This window comes from Prauserella sp. PE36 (assembly GCF_003311655.1).
Lineage (GTDB): Bacteria > Actinomycetota > Actinomycetes > Mycobacteriales > Pseudonocardiaceae > Prauserella_A > Prauserella_A endophytica.
In genome coordinates, this window is sequence record NZ_QEQT01000092.1 from 164468 (window position 1) to 180836 (window position 16369).

Annotated in this window: 19 protein-coding genes; 5 read left to right on the plus strand and 14 right to left on the minus strand. The window is 71.4% G+C overall.

The window, feature by feature from the left end:
- Nucleotides 1-66: 66 nt before the first annotated feature.
- Nucleotides 67-972: a LysR family transcriptional regulator gene (locus tag DI005_RS29405; protein ID WP_112269840.1), complete on the plus strand. Its 906-nt coding sequence runs from the start codon at nucleotides 67-69 to the stop codon at nucleotides 970-972.
- Here DI005_RS29405 and DI005_RS29410 read toward each other — a convergent pair.
- The 5 genes from DI005_RS29410 to DI005_RS29430 form a co-directional block, all read right to left on the minus strand.
- Entirely contained in the window at nucleotides 901-1959 is a 1059-nt protein-coding gene (locus tag DI005_RS29410; RefSeq protein WP_233520361.1) for an ester cyclase, read from the minus strand. The genes DI005_RS29405 and DI005_RS29410 overlap by 72 nt on opposite strands.
- A gap of 14 nt (nucleotides 1960-1973) precedes the next feature.
- Entirely contained in the window at nucleotides 1974-3338 is a 1365-nt protein-coding gene (locus DI005_RS29415) for a sugar ABC transporter substrate-binding protein (protein ID WP_112269836.1), read from the minus strand.
- Nucleotides 3335-4228 carry a carbohydrate ABC transporter permease gene (locus DI005_RS29420; RefSeq protein WP_199543304.1) on the minus strand — a complete coding sequence of 298 codons (894 nt, stop codon included), beginning with the start codon at nucleotides 4226-4228 and terminating at the stop codon, nucleotides 3335-3337. The genes DI005_RS29415 and DI005_RS29420 overlap by 4 nt, the downstream gene beginning before the upstream one ends.
- Entirely contained in the window at nucleotides 4225-5142 is a 918-nt protein-coding gene (locus DI005_RS29425) for a carbohydrate ABC transporter permease (RefSeq protein WP_112269834.1), read from the minus strand. The genes DI005_RS29420 and DI005_RS29425 overlap by 4 nt, the downstream gene beginning before the upstream one ends.
- Before the next feature lie 222 nt (nucleotides 5143-5364).
- Nucleotides 5365-6366 (minus strand): LacI family DNA-binding transcriptional regulator, encoded by a 1002-nt coding sequence (locus DI005_RS29430; RefSeq protein ID WP_112269832.1) that lies wholly within the window; start codon nucleotides 6364-6366, stop codon nucleotides 5365-5367.
- A 140-nt stretch (nucleotides 6367-6506) separates the two neighbouring features.
- Here DI005_RS29430 and DI005_RS29435 point away from each other — a divergent pair, with 140 nt between their 5' ends.
- From DI005_RS29435 to DI005_RS29445, 3 genes are read left to right on the plus strand one after another with little or no spacing between them, the layout of a single operon-like run.
- Nucleotides 6507-7646, plus strand: a complete 1140-nt coding sequence (locus DI005_RS29435) for a cupin domain-containing protein (protein ID WP_113644303.1) — start codon at nucleotides 6507-6509, stop codon at nucleotides 7644-7646.
- A complete protein-coding gene (locus DI005_RS29440) occupies nucleotides 7643-8356 on the plus strand; it encodes an alpha/beta fold hydrolase (protein ID WP_113644304.1) in 714 nt (237 codons plus the stop codon). Before DI005_RS29435 ends, DI005_RS29440 begins: the two co-directional genes overlap by 4 nt.
- Nucleotides 8349-9089, plus strand: a complete 741-nt coding sequence (locus tag DI005_RS29445) for an HpcH/HpaI aldolase/citrate lyase family protein (RefSeq protein ID WP_113644305.1) — start codon at nucleotides 8349-8351, stop codon at nucleotides 9087-9089. Before DI005_RS29440 ends, DI005_RS29445 begins: the two co-directional genes overlap by 8 nt.
- A 131-nt stretch (nucleotides 9090-9220) precedes the next feature.
- On the opposite strand, the gene DI005_RS29450 is transcribed toward DI005_RS29445, so the two are convergent.
- The 8 genes from DI005_RS29450 to DI005_RS39255 all read right to left on the minus strand — a co-directional run bounded on the left by DI005_RS29450 (nucleotide 9221) and on the right by DI005_RS39255 (nucleotide 13483).
- A complete protein-coding gene (locus DI005_RS29450) occupies nucleotides 9221-10114 on the minus strand; it encodes a formylglycine-generating enzyme family protein (protein ID WP_113644306.1) in 894 nt (297 codons plus the stop codon).
- Between the two features lie 360 nt (nucleotides 10115-10474).
- Nucleotides 10475-10822: a BON domain-containing protein gene (locus DI005_RS29455; protein ID WP_113644307.1), complete on the minus strand. Its 348-nt coding sequence runs from the start codon at nucleotides 10820-10822 to the stop codon at nucleotides 10475-10477.
- Nucleotides 10823-10991: 169 nt separating this feature from the next.
- The gene (locus DI005_RS29460) at nucleotides 10992-11369 is read right to left on the minus strand and encodes an MmcQ/YjbR family DNA-binding protein (protein ID WP_112269818.1); all 378 of its coding nucleotides are present in this window, start codon (nucleotides 11367-11369) and stop codon (nucleotides 10992-10994) included.
- Nucleotides 11360-11500, minus strand: a complete 141-nt coding sequence (locus DI005_RS38365; RefSeq protein WP_158303062.1) for a hypothetical protein — start codon at nucleotides 11498-11500, stop codon at nucleotides 11360-11362. The genes DI005_RS29460 and DI005_RS38365 overlap by 10 nt, the downstream gene beginning before the upstream one ends.
- Nucleotides 11497-11826, minus strand: a complete 330-nt coding sequence (locus DI005_RS29465) for a YciI family protein (protein WP_113644308.1) — start codon at nucleotides 11824-11826, stop codon at nucleotides 11497-11499. The genes DI005_RS38365 and DI005_RS29465 overlap by 4 nt, the downstream gene beginning before the upstream one ends.
- Before the next feature lie 22 nt (nucleotides 11827-11848).
- Nucleotides 11849-12499, minus strand: coding sequence for a dihydrofolate reductase family protein (locus DI005_RS29470; RefSeq protein WP_113644309.1), 651 nt, complete (start codon nucleotides 12497-12499; stop codon nucleotides 11849-11851).
- A 198-nt stretch (nucleotides 12500-12697) separates the two neighbouring features.
- Nucleotides 12698-12949, minus strand: a complete 252-nt coding sequence (locus DI005_RS39780) for a universal stress protein (protein WP_369973630.1) — start codon at nucleotides 12947-12949, stop codon at nucleotides 12698-12700.
- Between the two features lie 69 nt (nucleotides 12950-13018).
- Nucleotides 13019-13483, minus strand: coding sequence for a universal stress protein (locus DI005_RS39255; RefSeq protein WP_233520362.1), 465 nt, complete (start codon nucleotides 13481-13483; stop codon nucleotides 13019-13021).
- 248 nt (nucleotides 13484-13731) lie between these two features.
- Here DI005_RS39255 and DI005_RS29480 point away from each other — a divergent pair, with 248 nt between their 5' ends.
- Nucleotides 13732-14730, plus strand: coding sequence for a zinc-binding alcohol dehydrogenase family protein (locus DI005_RS29480; RefSeq protein WP_113644310.1), 999 nt, complete (start codon nucleotides 13732-13734; stop codon nucleotides 14728-14730).
- A 320-nt stretch (nucleotides 14731-15050) separates the two neighbouring features.
- Here DI005_RS29480 and DI005_RS29485 read toward each other — a convergent pair whose 3' ends face one another.
- Nucleotides 15051-16211 (minus strand): helix-turn-helix domain-containing protein, encoded by a 1161-nt coding sequence (locus DI005_RS29485; RefSeq protein ID WP_228713663.1) that lies wholly within the window; start codon nucleotides 16209-16211, stop codon nucleotides 15051-15053.
- Nucleotides 16212-16369: the final 158 nt, after the last annotated feature.

Genomic DNA, 16369 nt, shown 5'->3' on the forward strand with positions numbered 1-16369 from the left:
GACGCTAAATCCGGTGTCCCCAAAGGACAAGGCCAGTAAATCTTGAGGTTCGGATAGGGTTTCCCTATGACACTAAAGCAGCTGCGCGCGTTCCTGGAAGCGGTGCGCACGGGATCCTTCACCGCGGCCGCCGCGCGCATGGGCATCACGCAGGCGTCGGTGTCGGAGCTGATCCGCAAGCTGGAGGACGAGCACGGCACGCCGGTGTTCTCTCGTGGTGGCCGCAGGCTCGTGCTGACGGCGGCGGGATCAGCGCTGCTGCCGTTCGCCGAGCGCGCGGTCGCCGCGGCCGACGGCGCGCAGCAGGCGCTGCGCTCGGTGCGTTCGCTGCGCGGCGGGGTCGCCACGTTCGGGCTGCTGCGCAACGCGGCCTACTATCTGCTCTCCGATCTCGCGGAGCACTTCCACGACAACTACCCCGAGGTGCGGATCCGCCTGATCGGCCTCAACTCCGTCGAGGTCGCTGCCGCGGTCGCAGCCGGAACCGTCGAAGCCGGGCTCGTGGTGCTGCCCATCGACGACGCGGGGCTCACCGTGACGCCGCTGCTGCGCGACGAGGTGCTCTACGCAAGCACCGCGCCGGAACGCGTGGCCGAGCCGATGACCATCGGCGGGCTCGCGAACTCCAGGCTCATCCTCTACGACGCCCACTACGGATGGAAGGACCCGACGCGCCGCCAGCTCGCCGAACGCGCGCAGCTGGCCGGCGTCAAGCTGGAGCCGTGGATCGAGGTCGAGCACGTCGAATCCGCGCTGGGCCTCGTGGAGCGCGGCATCGGCGACACCATCGTGTCCAGGGCCGTGGCCGAGAGCGGCTCCTGCCCTCCGTCGGTGCGCACGGTGGGCTTCGCGGAGCCGCTCTACGACACGATCGCGCTCGTGCGGCGCGAGGCCGAGGTGCTATCCCCTGCCAGCAGGGAGCTCGCCAGGCTCGCCCAGCGGATGCTCCTCGCCCGCGACGGAGGGCGCTGAGGGCTCGTCGCCGCGCGCCCTGGCGATCTGGGCCAGAATGGACAGTTCGTCGTAGACCCGCCACTCGCGCACGATCCGGCCTTCCCTGAACAGGAACTGCGACGAGCCGAGCAGCGTCACCGGCGAGTCCGTGACGGCGCCGTAGGCCGGGGTCCCGCTGTAGGTGCCCTCCAGCCACCACAACACGCCCACGCGGACACCACCGTGCGCCGGGGAGTCGTGCGCGACGACGTCCCGCACCTCGAACCGCGCGTCCGGCAACGGGGCGAGCAGGTCGAGCAGCCCCAGCTGGTAGCCGTCCGGCCGGGTCAGCGTGCGTTCGCGCGAGATGTGGCACGTGACGTCCCGCGCGACGAACTCGGTCACCTCGTGCAGCATCCGCCGGTTCCACACGGCGTCGACGAGCCCGAGCACGTGCTCGCACTCCGCGCGGTGGTGACCGGGCCGCGCGCCCGAGTCACCCTCGGCGAGCACATCCGCGAGCGGGGCGCGCACGCCGTCCCAACCGGAGAACGCCAGCGTCCTGGCCACCGCGAACGGGTCGAGGCCGAGCTGGCGCACCACCGCGTACTCGTCGCGCACCACCCACTCCTCCTCCATCACGCCGCGCCGGTAGAGGCAGTTGGCGATGGTGCGGGAGGAGAACGAGCGGTGGGTCGGCGGCCCGTAGGCCGACCAGCCGGTGTGCGTTCCCGAGCTGAACACCCGGTGTGAGCTGAGGAACGCGTCGTCCCCGCGCGCCTCCCACACCACGTCCTCGGCCTGGCCGACCCGGCCCGGGAACGCCGCGATCTTCATCAGCGTCGAGCGCACCACCGGCTCGACACCCTTGCTGGTCCCGTAGGCGCCGTGCACGATCGCGTCAGAGGCGTAGTTCTCCCTGATCAGCCCGATGCCCCTGCGCACCCAGATCCGGTCGGTCCACTCGACGATGAACTCCTCCGGATCGCGGTAGGGCTCGTAGGCGATCTTGTCCACTGTGGTCACTCTTCTCCTTGCGGTCAGCGCCGGGTCAAGGTGCGGATCTGGGCGGCGGCCTCATCGAGCTTGGTGCGCACGTCGGCGCCGTGGGCCATCTCGTTGATCGCGACCTCCAGCACGTCCTGGATCTGCGGCCAGTCGATCGTCATCGGCACCGTGCGGGCGGTGCGCAGGGCCGACTCCTGCAGCTTCGGCAGCCCGTGGTTGACGGCGTTCACCTCGGGGTCGAGCATGTTCGCCGTGTGCACCACCACGCTGGTGGCGGTGTCCGGATCGGACTTGTCGAGCGCGACGTCGCGTTCGGTCTCGGCGCTGGTGACCCACTTCAGGTACTCCCACGCCGCTCCCTGGTGGTCGGACGTGTTGAGGATGCCCATCAGCCACGTGAAGCCGTAGGTCACCGTGGGTTTGCCCGGCCAGCCCGGCAGCGGGGCGACGCCGATGTCGCCGGCGACCTCCGGCTGCACCTTGGCCGGGTCGGTGAAGTCGTCCATCTGCCACGCCCACGTGAACACGGAGTTGGTGCGGTTCTGCTCGAAGGACTGCGTCGAATCGGTTTCCGTCCAGTTCGTCGACGCCTGCGGGCTGTGCCCGTCGCGCAGCAGCGCGAGATACTGCTCCGTGGCCGCCACGCCCTGCGGTGTGGTGAACGCGGGCTCGCCGTCACGGCCGAGGACGTCGGCTCCGTTGCTCCACAGCATGGACATCCACGTGTAGAGGTTCTGCCCTCCGCCCCGGCCGTACTGCCCGGCGAAGGCGGCCCTGCCGCCGGCGCCGTCGAGCCGCCGCAGCTGCGCGGTGAACTCGTCCCACGTCGTCGCCGGTGTCATGCCGAGCCGCTCGTACTCGCTCTTGCGGTAGAAGTGGTTGTAGGAGAAGCCACGGAACGGAATGCCGTACACGGTGTCCGGGTCACCGGCCCGCGCGGCCTGCTGGAACGGCGGGGAGAACTCGTCGATCGACCGGTCCGCGCGCCGCATCACCTCGTCGAGCGGCTGCAGGCCGATCTTCGCCGAGGCGCCGTAGGCGTCGGGCCACACCACGAGGTCGTAGGTGCCGCCGCCGACCGCGGTCTCCGCGACGATCTTCTGGAGGTACGACTCGTAGGGGATGTTGGCCCACTCGACGGTGATGCCCGTCTTCGCCGTGAACTCCCGGTCGGTCTTCTCCTGCAGAGCGGCGAACTGCGCGGTCGTCTTGCAGCAGCTGAGCAGCCGGATGTGCGTGCCGTCGTAGGGCTTGCCGGTGAGCAGGCCGAGCTCGTCGGTCGGCCCGGTGGCCACCGAGTCCAGCAGGTCCTGCTCGCTCGGGCCCGCCGCGCAACCGCTCGCCAGCAACGCCAGCGCGGCGCCGAGCGCGGCCACGAGCCTCGGTGTGCGCCTCATTTCACGGCTCCCATCGTCATTCCCTCGGCGAAGTGCTTGCGCACCAGCAACGCCATGATCAGCATCGGCGCCATCACCAGCAGGCCGGCCGCCGCCATCTGCCCCCACGCGACGCCCTCGGGCAGCACGAGCGTCATCAGCGCGACCGGCAGCGTCGAGGCGTCGGTCCGGGCCAGGAACGTGGGGAACAGGAACTCGTTCCACGACAGCAGGAACGAGAACACGGCGGCAACGAAGATGCCGGGCGCGGCGAGCGGCGTGATCACCCGCCACAGCAGGCTCACCTGGCCGCAGCCGTCGAGCCGGGCGGCCTCCTCGATCTCGATGGGCAAGCCGTCGACGAAACCCTTGAGCAGCCACGTGATGTAGGGGACGACGAGCGAGAGGTTGACCACCACCAGCGCGAGGTGCGTGTCGATGAGCCCGAGGCTGCGGAACAGCGTCAGGAATGGCAGCGCGATCGCCACGCCGGGGATGAACTGCGTGGCGACGATGGCCAGCAGCATCCCGCGGTGGCCGGGAAACCGGTAGCGCGAGAACGCGTAGGCCGCGAGCAGCGCCAGCGGGATCGAGACGATGGTGGTGGCCACCGCGATCAGCACGCTGTTGACGAGCGCGCCGGTGAGATCGCTGGCCCCGCCGAGGATCGCGGCGAAGTTGTCCAAGGTCGGCGCGAACACCACCGCCGTGGAGAAGGCGTCGCGGGCCGGCTTGAACGCGGTGAGCGCCATCCAGAGGATCGGGAACAGGACGAAGAACAGGATCGCCAGCGTCGCGAGCACCCGGAGGGCCGCGCGCACGATCGCCCAGCCGCCGGGCCGCCGCCGCGGACGTGGCGCCGGGGCCGACCGCGCAGGCGCGGGTGCGGGTTTCACGGCCATGTCGGTCATTTCGCCTCCTGCTTGGCCATCGCGATCAGGTACATGGTCGCCAGCACGCCGAGCACGAGCACGATCACCCACGACACGGCCGACGCGTAGCCGATGTCGAGGAACGTGAAGCCCTGCGAGTAGGCGAAGAAGTTGAGGCTCTCGGTGGCCCTGCCCGGTCCACCGCCGGTGGTGGTGACGACCTGGTCGAAGATCTTCACCGAGAAGACCGCCTTCAGGAAGATCACGATCAGCAGCAACGGCCGCAGCAGCGGGAAGGTGACGCGCCAGAACCGCTGCCACGCGTTCGCGCCGTCGATGGTGGCCGCTTCGCGCACCTCGGGCGAGATCGAGTTCAGACCGCCGAGCAGCATCAGCGCGATCAGCGGCGCCCAGCCCCACACCTCAGTCAGCGCGATCACCATCAGCGCCCAGAACGGGTCGCCGAGCCAGTTGATGTCGTCGGCGAACGGCAGCACGGTGTCGAGCATCTGGTCGTAGACACCGGTGTCCGGGTTGAGCATGAAACGCCACGAGAAGCCCTTGAGCGCGGGCGCCACCGCGAAGGGCAGGATCAGCAGCGCCTTGGTGAGCGCGCTGAGCCGGGTGCGGTTGTTGAGGATCAGCGCGATGCCAAGGCCGAGCCCGACCGACAGCACCACCGAGATCACGGTGAACTGCAGGGTCACGAGCGCGCTGTTGAAGAACGTGTCGTCGGTGAAGACGCGCTGGTACTGCTCGAGGCCGACGAACTCGCCCGCCTCCCTCGTCTCGTTGAGCCGCCAGTGGCGGAAGCTGGTGATGAGCGCCGAGACAAGCGGATACACGGTCGTGAGCACGACCGCGAGCAGGGCGGGCGCCAGGTGCAGGTACGGGACGGCGTGCTTGCGCATCCGGGACCGCGGGCGCGGCGGCGGGACGGTGGTTGCCACCATCGAGGGTCGACCTCCTCTGCCGGGAGAACGGCGGGGCTGGGATTCCGCGCAGTGTATGCGTATTCACAGCGGAAGGGCAACGGTGGATTCCGCCCACGGCGGGACGGCGACCTCGCACCGCGCATACGTCGTCTACGTGCGATGATGATGCGAACGCGCCGACAAGCCCGGCATCCGGGCCCGGGAAGCCGTGATGAATTGCGTATGTAGCGGTGCTGCGGGTCAGTTCCCCGAGGGCGCGCCGTGGGTGCGCCTGCCCACGAACCGGGGGCTCAGCACGACCCGCCTCGGCTCTCCCTGGTACGCCCCGGAGACCCGCTCGACCAGGAGCCCGGCCGCCGTCCGCGCCATCCCGCGCAGGTCGTGCCGCACGGTGCTCAGCTCGAAGCTCGCCCAGGAGGCCATCGGGATGTCGTCGAAGCCGACCACCGTCAGCTGCGACGGCACGTCGACGCCGAGCCGTCGCGCGGCGTCGAGCACGCCGATCGCGACGACGTCGTTTCCGCAGAACACGGCGGTCGGCGCGGGGTCGGCGGCCAGCAACTCGGGCAGCGCGTCACGACCCGTCTCGAACTCGAAGGGGCCGTGCCGCACGTGCGCGGGCCGCAGCGCGATACCCGCGTCGGCGAGCGCCTGCCGGAAACCCAGCTCCCGGTCGCGGCCCGTGCTGGTGTTGTCGGGACCGAAGATGCCGCCGATGTGCCGGTGCCCGTCCTCCACGAGCTGTCGCGCGACCTGCTCGCCGCCGAGCCGGTTGTCCACGGCCACCGCGTCGGCCGGCGTGGTGCCCTCGCGGTTGAGGTAGACGAACGGCAGCTCGCGGCGCCCCAGCTCGGCGGGCAGCGCCGAGTCAAGCGTCGAGGTGGCCAGCACGAGGCCGTCGATTGAGCGGTCCACGAGCCGCTCCGCCGACGCCGCGGCCTCGGAGCGCTCGGTGAACAGCATCATGCGGTAACCACGCTGCTCGAGCTCGTCGTGCAGCGGCCCCACCAGATGCGGGTAGAACGGGTTCGCCAGGTCGGTCACGAGCACGCCGATCCGGTGGCTGATGCGGGTGGAGAGGCTGCGGCCCGCCTCACTGGGCACGTAGTTGAGCGCCTCCGCCGCCATCCGCACCTTGCGCACGGTCTCCTCGGAGACCCGAGGGTCGCCGCGCAGCGCCCGAGAGACGGTCGGCTGCGAGACGCCGGCCAGTCGGGCCACGTCGCGGCTGGTGATCCCCACAGTTCCTCCCGATAGCCGTGCTGCCGCAAAAGCATACGTCCTCGCCCTGGTCGCACGCTCCGATGCCCTGGCCGGGGTTGACAAGAGACGTACCGTCCGAGCTAGTGTGCATACGTATGAACGAGGAGGATCCAGCTGTGATGAGTGATCGTGTGACGGTGACCGAGGCCGAGGCGGCCAGGCGGACCATCCGCCGCACCGACTTCGTCTCCTGCAACCAGGCGTTCATCGACTGCCGGACGCCGGGCTCTGATCGCAAGGAGAACTACGCGATGATCGGCCCCGGCGTCACCCAGAACGCCGACCAGGTGGTGAACCTGCGCGAACCGCACGGCTACAACATCGGTGCCGCTGCCATGCCCAGCGGCATCACCAACAACCTGCACCTGCACTTCACCGCCGAGGTCTTCTACTGCTTCCGCGGCGACTTCCTGCTGCGTTGGGGCGCTGACGGAAAGGACGGCGAGCTCGTCCTGCGCGAGGGCGACATCGCGTCGATGCCGACCTGGATCTTCCGCGGCTTCACCAACATCGGGCCCGACGACGGCTGGCTGTTCACCACGCTCGGGCACGACGACACCGGCGGCATCATCTGGGGGCCCTCGGTGCTGCGGGAGGCCGAGGGGCACGGCCTGTTCCTGACCGCCGAGAACCAGCTCATCGACACGGTCGCCGGCGACGAGCCGCCCGAGGACGTCGAGCTGGTGCGGCCCATGACGGACGAGCAGATCGCCGGCCTGCGCACCTACACCGCCGAGCAGATGCGCAGGCGCGTCGCGACCACGGCCGACCTCGAGTACTCCCCCGCTCCGTTCCTGGACAGCACGCTGCCGGGCGGCGGCGCGCAGCTCGCGCTCGTGATCGGGTACGGGATGACCGAGGACATGCACCAGGAGCCTCGCGTGTTCAACCCGCACGGCCACAACGTCGCGTGGCTGCGGGCGGAACCGGGCCAGGGCATGCTCCCCCACCGGCACGCCGAGACCCAGGTGCTGCTGGTCAAGGACGGCGAGTGGGAGGTCACGCTCAACCTGCACGACGAGGTGACGGTCCGGCTCGGTCCGTGGGACATGCTCTCCGTGCCGCGCGGCGCGTGGCGGGCGCTGCGCAACTCAGGGGACGACACCGCGACGATGCTCGTGATCAACGGCGGCGACGGCCGGGTGCGGCTGGAGTGGGACGCCGAGGTCGTCAAGGCCGCCGCGGACGCTGGGGTCGCCACCGACCACAACGGCTACGTCGCGCCGTACGCGCTCGTGCCGAGGACCATCGGCCGATGACGACGGCACCGCTCGTGCTGCTGCCCGGCATGCTCTGCGACGCCGGGCTGTGGGACGACGTGCGCGACGGGCTCGGTGGGTCCACAGTGGACGTCGAGCTGAGCGCGCCGAGCATCGAGGGCATGGCGAAGCAGGTGGTCGCCGCCGTCGACGGACCGTTCGCGCTCGCCGGGCTGAGCCTCGGGGCGATCGTCGGCTTCGAGGTGCTGCGCCTGGCCCCGGAGCGGGTCACCGGGTTCTGTGCGATGTCCACCAACGCCGGTGCTCCCCGCCCGCACCAGCTCGACCAGTGGGCCGCACTCGCCCGGCTCACCGCCGAGGGTGGCTTCGCCGACGCCGTCGAGGCGATCCTGCCGACGATGTTCGCCACCCCGGATCCGCCGGCCGAGCACGCGCGGCGGTTCCTCGCCATGGCCCGGCGGGTGGGCCCGGACACGTTCCGCGCACAGCTCGCTGCGCAGGCCACGCGCACCGACGCGCACGAGTCGCTGCGCGCTGTGCGGGTGCCGTCGCAAGTGCTGAGCGGCGGCGCCGACGCGCTGTGCCCGGAGAGCTTCCACACCGCGATCGCCTCCGCGATCCCCGGCGCCGACCTGCGCACGCTGCCCGGCGCCGGTCACCTGCTGCCCATCGAGCGGCCCGGCGACGTGGCCGGGCTGCTCGCCGACTGGCTGCGGACCGTGCCGCGGCGGAAGGAATCCCATGCCTGAGCCCCTCAAGCGACGCCTCCTCGCCGGTGAGCGGCTGCGCGGCGGACTCCTGCGGATGCCGGCGGACTTCCTGGTCGAGCTGGCGGGGGTCGCCGGGCTGGACTTCGTGCTCGTGGACTGCGAGCACGGCCCCGCCGACCTCGGGGCACTGCAACAGCACATCCAGGCCGCGCAGGCCAGGGGCATAGGGGTGCTGGTGCGGGTGGGCCACGACGAGCCCGCACTCGTGCTGCGGGTCCTTGACCTCGGGGCCGAGGGCATCGTGGTGCCGCACGTCGACACGGCGGACCAGGCACGGCGGGCCGTGCGGTCGGCGCACTACCCGCCGCTCGGCGACCGCGGGTTCGCCACCTACTCGCGGGCGGGGTCGTTCGGGGCCGCGTCCATCGCAGTCCACCTCGCCGCCTCGGCCGAGACCACGCTGGTGGTCCCGATGCTGGAAACGGCGGCCGCGTGCGCGGCCGCGAGCGAGATCGCGGCGGTGGACGGCGTGGACGCGCTGGTGGTCGGACCCGCCGATCTCTCGGTGTCGATGGGCCTCACCGGCGGCGCGGCGGAGCCCGCCGTGCGGGACGCGATGGGCCGCGCGGCGGCCGCGGCGCGGGAGGCGGGCAAGCCGATGCTGAGCATCGTCGGCACCAGGGAGCAGGCCGCGGCCGCGCCTGCGGGGGCCGTGGTGTTCAACCTGGCGCACGTCCTGCTGGGCACGTTCCGTGAGCTGGCAGCCTGGTGAGCCGGTCGATCGCTACCCACGGACGGCGCACCGTGCGCGCTGTGCGATGAACGCCGGGCCGCCGGCGCGATGACAGTGCTGACCCAGCGCTGTTGATGCAGTGCTGAGCCGACGCGCGCCCGCCAAGGCCCCTAGGGACTCACGTCGGCGACCACGCGGAAGCCGAGGTTGCCGCTGGAGCTGTCCGGGGTGTTCCCGGTGCGCGCGGCGACCCGGTACCGGTTGCAGTAGGAGTCGTGGCACAGGTACGAGCCGCCGCGCATCGCCCGGTTCGTCCGGCTCGGGTCGAACCAGTCGGCCGTCCACTCCCAGACGTTGCCCGAGGTGTTGTACAGGCCGAACCCGTTGGGGCGGAAGGCATCCACCGGCGCGGTACCGGCGTAGCCGTCGTCCTCGGTGTTCCGCACGGGGAACCTGCCCTGCCAGATGTTGCACCGGTGCTCGCCGTCCGGGGTCAGCTCGTCGCCCCACGGGTAGCGCTTCTGGTCCAGGCCGCCGCGCGCGGCGTACTCCCATTCGGCCTCGGTCGGCAGCCGCACCCCGGCCCACGCGCAGTAGGCGACCGCGTCGTTCCACGACACGTGCACCACGGGATGGTCCTGTCGCGCCTCGACGTCGCTGCCAGGGCCCTCCGGTGCCCTCCAGTACGCTCCCCCGACCGCGCACCACCACGGCGTCCCCTCCGGCCTCGGCGACCGCTTGCGCAGCTCAGCGGGGACGAAGCGGGCGAAGACGTAGGTCCAGCCGAACTTCTCGGCCTCGGTGCGGTATCCGGTGGCGTCCACGAACTGGGCGAAGCGGGCGTTGGTCACACAGAACGGGTCGATTGCGAACGGCGCCACGGTCACCTTCCTGATCGGCCCCTCGCGGTCGTCGGGGAACCCGTCGGCGTCCTCGGTGCCCATGCGGAAGGTCCCGCCCGGCACCGTGATCAGCCCGTCGGTGACGTGGGTCGTGCCGGGGTTCGTCCCCCGGCTCGCCTCGGCCACCGGCCCGGACCGGGACGGCGGGCAGCACTCGGACATGGGCGGCACCTCCTGTTTCCTCGCTCCACCCTAGGGCGCCGCGCGGGCACGGTCGCCGAGGCCCACGCGACGTACTCCTCGTGCGGCCACGCGCACACGGTGGTGAGGTGGTCGTAGGCGTCGTGGGAGGCGATCAGGCCGAGCGCGTCGGCGAGGCGCTCGCGGACCGCCGCGGCGCGCCCGGGCGGTAGCCCGGCGGTCTCGAACGACTCGAGCCACGCGGTGATCTCCCAGCGGCGGGCGAGCACCGGCTCGGCCCTGACCGCGGCGACCGCGGGGGCGTCGGCCGCGGCGAGGAGCGAACGCCCCGTCAGATCCCGTGGGAGGCAGACGCCGTCTGCCCCTGCCGGACGAGCGCGGTCACAGGTGGATCCAACGATGCTCGCGGCCCTGCCGGTCGTTCCAGACGTAGTCGAGCCGGTTGTGGACCTCGACCACATCGGACACCCGCTCGGTGAGCGTGGTCGCCAGCTCGACGTCGCTCTTGGCCGGGAGCTGACCGAGTAGCGTCACGACACCGCGCTCGACGGCGACGCCGACCGAGCCGGCGGAAACGCCCAGCCGCAGTCCGAAGACGTCGTCGACCATGTCGCGCCGGATCTCCTCGTCGTGGCGCAGGAAACCGCGCAGCAGGTCGGCCCGCGACAGCACGCCGACGAGCCGTTCACCGTCCACAACGCACAGTCGGCGGACCTCATCGACGACCACATCATCAACATCTACGCGCTCGTGCCGATCCTGCTGGCCGACGTCTGCGCGGGCAACACCTGGGTGCCGGCCGCTACCGGGCCCAGCTGGTCAAGCACAGCCGCTGGCTGCTCTGAACGGGTACGCTCGATCCCGCGCGCAGGCGCGCCCACGGAGCGCCGGACTCTGCTCAGCCGGGCTCGCGCCGTTCCCCGGGACCGCCGGGATGGGCGAGGTCGTAGGCGCGGGAGACCTTCTGGGGCACCACCATCCGCCACGCGTCCACGACGAGCTCGCGGGCCTCCGCCGGATCCAGCGCGGCGAGCTCGGCGCGGACCCAGTTGAACCGCAGGTCCGACTCCGACGGCAGCCGGAACTTCTCCGGCTCTCCGGCGACGAGCGCGGCGCGCTCCTCCTTCGGGAACGCGAACTCCATCACCGTCTCGTCGAGGGAGAACGCGACGTAGACGATCTGCTTGACCCGGAACTTCAACCGGCCGCGCACGTAGACCGGATAGGAGCGCTCGAGCTCCGAGCCCAGGGCGCGGACATCCTCGATCACCGCCATGACACACCTCCTCGCCCGAGGACGAAGGCGGCCATCCCGCCCGCGGCGGAGCGCGCGGGCCGCCGGTCGTCCTCGTACCGGGCCGCTCCCGTCGCCGAGAGGGCGGCCGCGAACGCTCTGGCCGCACTCATTCGTCGAAAATCGGACGGACCTCGACCTTTCGGTTACAGGCCTTCGATCCCTCGGCGGCGAGCTTCAACGCCACGTCGAGGTCGGGGGCCTCGATGATCCAGAAGCCGATGAGGTACTCCTTCGATTCCAGGAAGGGCCCGTCGGTGAACAGCGCCTCCCTGCCCCGGTTGTCGATGACGGTGGCCGCGCTGGGCGAGGCGAGACCGGCTGCGAAGACCCAGTGGCCCTCGGCCTTGAGCCGGTCATTGAACCCGTCGATCGCCGTCTGCTCGTCCGGAGTGGCGAGGCCGGACTGGTCGTGGATCACCGAAACGAGATACTGCATCTGAGAATCCTCTCCTGTGGTGTCAAGACCGGGTGGTGGTGCGGTCGGGTCCTTCCGTCGGCGCGTACCGCGGGCGTCCGGCAGGCCGGAAGACCTGGATCGTCACGCCCTTCGAGTCGACGCGCGACTCGAGCAGCTCGAGCGCGAGGTCCGCACCGGTCTGCGGGAACAGTCGCGCGCCCTGGCCGAGAATCACCGGGATCACAATCAGGGTCAGCTCGTCGACCAGCTCGTGCTCCAGCAGCCACCGGGTCAGGACGCCGCTGCCGTGCACCTGCAGCTCGCCACCCGGCTTGGCCTTCAGGTCCGCGATCGCGGTTGCGAGATCGCCGGACAGGACGGTGGTGCCCGGCCACCCCGAATCGGTGAGGGTGGTCGACGCCACGTACTTGGGCCGTGTGTTCAAGGCCCGCATGACGGGTTCCCAGCCGGGGACGTCCTGGGCCGCCAAGGACCCCCACGAGGCTGCGAAGAGCTCGTAGGTCCGCCTGCCGAACAGGAATGCGTCGGCACGCTGGTAGGTCTGGTTGATGAAGGCGCGGGTCTCGTGGTCACCCTTGCCCCGGGCCCACCCGCCGCGCTCGAATCCGTACCTGCGGTCCTCATCCGACGCGTGGCCGTTCCCCTGCATCACTCCGTCGATAGTCACCTGGGTCATGGTCGTCAGCTTCATGGTCGCGCTTCCTCACCGTCGGCGCCGCCCCGTCGCGGGCGGCCTCACCCCTGCTACGAACAGCACCGCCCCGATCCGACACCGCCTTCCGGAATTTCCGCGGATAACGTTCCGGCAGGCCTGGAACAACAGTCGCCGACAGGCGCCGACCCGCTCCGCAACCCCCGCCGTCCCGTCGGCGACGTCGTGCGGGGTGGCTCAGCCGCGATGCGCGTCGCGCTCGTGCCGCACGATCACCACCGGGCAATGCGCGTGGTGGATGAGCGCCTGGCTGGTCGACCCGAGCAGCAGCCCGCTGAAACCACCGCGGCCCCGGCTGCCGACGACCAGCAGTGACGCCGTGCCGGAGCGCTGCAGAGCTGGTGCCGGGGTGCACGTCCGGGTACTTTTCCTGCCAACCGGCGAGCCGCTCGGCGAGCTACCGCTGCTGGTCCTTCTCGTACGGGCCACCCTCGAAGTACCGGCGGGCCTGGTTGAACGCGCGGTCGTACTCGACGTCCAGCGACGCGTTCACCGCCATCAGAGGCACGCCTCGCAGGGACGCCTCGTGGTAGGCGACGCCGATCGCCTCCTCGCTGACCGGCTGCCGTCGACGCCGACCACCACGGGAACGTCGGCGGGCGCGGCGCTGCCGTCCTCGTGCTTGCGAAGCACCACCACCGGGCCCTCCGCCGGTGGCTCGGCCTCCGGTGTGCGGCCCCGGACGACCGCGACGGGACACCACCGCGCGTGGGAGACGAGTGCGGTGGCGACGGAGCCGACGAGCGTGGCGGTCAGCGTCCTCAGCCCGCGTGTGCCGACCCACGAGCATCCGCGCGGAGGCGGCGCGGATGCTCGCAGCACGGCGACCGCGCCGCCGACCTGGAACTCCGTGGTGACCGTGAGCCTGCCGACGCCGTCCGCGGACTCCGCCGCCGTCTCGGCCGCTTCCGCGAGCCTGCGCCACCCCTCCGCGCGCAGGTCGTCGAGGAAGCCCCGCGGCAACCCGGCACCGGCCTCCCTATGGGGTGGGGATCATGCCCACGGCGACCAGCCGCAGGGCGCGCGTTTCTCAGGCGCCGCGGCGCGGCCCAGGCCGCGGGGCCGCCACCGGTGTCGGCCTGGCTCGATGCCGCCGCGCGGGCCGCGGCCGGGAGCAGGGCCTTCCGTCACCTCACCGGGCACGGCGCGTGCTCCGGTCCGGGGACCTTGGGCCCTTCCCCGGTCCCGGCGTCGGCGGCGACAGTGGCGGCATGCTGGCCTGGCGAGTCCGTCGTCCGAGCACCGCGCCCTATCCGGGGTTCGAGGCACGGGAGGAGCCCACGCCACGGCCGGAACGCGGGGAACTGCTCATCCGGGTGCGGGCCTGCGGGGTGTGCCGCACCGATCTGCACGTGGTCGAAGGGGACCTCCCGCCGCATCGTCCCGGCGTGGTCCCTGGCCACGAGGTCGTCGGGGAGGTCGTCGACGTCGCCGAGGGCGCGACCGGTTTCGCGCCCGGTGACCTCGTCGGGGTGGCGTGGCTCCGTGGCACGTGTGGACGGTGCCGCTACTGCCGCCGTGGCGCCGAGAACCTGTGTCCGCTATCGGTCTACACGGGCTGGGACGCCGACGGTGGCTACGCCGGTTTCGTCACCGCCCCGGCCGCGTACGCGCATCGGCTTCCCTCCGGCTACACCGACGCGGAGCTCGCGCCGCTGCTGTGCGCGGGCATCATCGGCTACCGCGCGCTGAAGCGAGCCGAACTGCCCGACGCGGGCCGTCTCGGCATCTACGGGTTCGGCGCGAGCGCGCACCTGGCCGCGCAGGTCGCGCTGGCGCGAGGGGCGACGGTCCACGTGTTCACCCGCAGCGCCAGCGCCCGCGAGCTGGCGCTGAAGCTGGGCGCCGGCTCGGCGGGCGGGGCCACAGATCCCCCACCGGAGCCGCTCGACGCGGCGATACTGTTCGCCCCGGTCGGCACACTCGTACCGCCCGCGCTCGCCGCACTCGACCGCGGCGGCACGCTGGCTCTCGCGGGCATCCACCTCACCGACATCCCCGTGCTCGACTACCAGCGGCATCTTTTCCAGGAGCGGCAGCTGCGCAGCGTCACCGCCAACACCCGCGCCGACGCCAGGGAGTTCCTCGCCATCGCCGCCGAGCATCCGCTGAAGGTGGTCACCACGCCGTATCCGCTCGACCGCGCCGACCGCGCTTTGGCCGACCTCGCGGCCGGCCGGGTCGACGGAGCGGCGGTACTCATCCCCTAGCCAGGGGTGCGAGGCGGCGGGATGGGCTCGGTCTCCACGCGGTGAAGGCCACCTTCACCGCGTGGAACAAGACATGGCGGCGCGGAGCGACTCCGTGGCGGGTGGTGGCCGGAGACGGGTGGGCGCAGGCATGGTGGCCTTGAGAGCAGGCCAGTCGCTGACCTGGACGACTTGCACCGGAGGGCCGCTTGACCGGGGAATATGGCTTGCGTCCGTTGGCGTCGGTGTGCGGTGCTAGTCGACATGGCGGGTACCGGGTAGCGGGCACGCACTTGCGTCCGGCTGTCGCCTTCGGTCGTGCCCGCCCTGGCGTTACCTGCCTAGCTGGGTGCGTCCGTGGCGGCCCGCTTGAGTTGGCGTTCGTCGTCGGTGGCGAGCAGGCGGGCGACGTGTTCGATGCGGATGTCCAGGCGGGTGGAGTTGACGCCGTGGCCGGTCTTACGGGCTGCGCGGAGGGCGGCCCAGGCGGCGTCCAGTTCGCCGGAGCGGGCGTAGGCCTCGGCGATCCAAGTGCGGTAGAGGGCGACCTCACGTGCGTGTTCTGGTGTGTAGGCGGCGACGGCGGCGGAGATGAGCGGTTCGGCATGGGCGGGGTCGCCGAGTTCGATGAGGCAGCGTCCGGCCATGATGTCGATCTCCTTGCGGTCCAGCCAGTACACCCATTCCGGCTCCGGGTTGCCGGGCGTGCGCGCCTCGTAGGCGTCGTCCACCGCGTCGAGTGCGTGTCGGGTGCCGTCGGCGTCGCGGGATCGGGCGCTGGCCCAGGCGACCCGCTCCAGGAGCAGGGCGCGGACCACGGGGGTGGCGTCGGTGGCGCCCTTGACAGCAGAGCGCGCGAGCAGGGCGGCGTCGGCGGGGTTTCCGACGTTGGCGATCTGGTAGCTGAGGCTGGACAGCAACTGCCCGGCCAGGGCGCGGTTTCCTGCCTCGTGGGCGGCGGAGACGCCGGAGAGGTAGACGTGCTGGGCCTCGGCGTAGTGACCGGCGTCGCTGGCGACCCATCCGGCGAGCTGGGCCAGCTCACCGACGACGGTGAGCAGACGCCGGCCGGTGTTCTGGTCGTAGCTGGCTTCGGTGACGACTTGCTGGGCGTCGGTCAGCTCCCGGCGCACGAGAGGGAACAAGTCGCCGCCGCCGATCACGTCGTCCAGGTGCCGCAGGTCGATCACGCGGCGTTCCAGCTCGGTGGCGAGGCTGTCGCCGACGCGGCGCCCGAAAGCGGTGTGGATCGCAACGGGGGTATCCGCCACGAGCCATTCGTGTGCGACCCGCAACGGGTCATCCGGGCGGCCGTACAGGGCGTCCACCGAGATGTCGAGCGCGCGGGAGTAGGCGGTGACATGCTCCGGCTTGACGGTGCGCTTGCCGGTCTCCAACAGACCAAGCAAGGGCTTGCTGTAGTGGGTGCGGGCGGCCATCGCGGCCAGGCTGACCCCGGCGGCCTCGCGGGCCGCCCGTAACGCTGCCCCCAGTTCGCTCACCCGGTCACCACCTGCACGACGACGCTTGTAGACGACAGTAGACGCCCGACCTCTGTCTATCGTGCCCGATCTTCCCGATGGTGGAGAACGTGCGGAAGCCCGGTGGTCGCAACCCGACCCGGCCATCGGGCTCCACGTCCACCGGAAGCGGGGGGGGG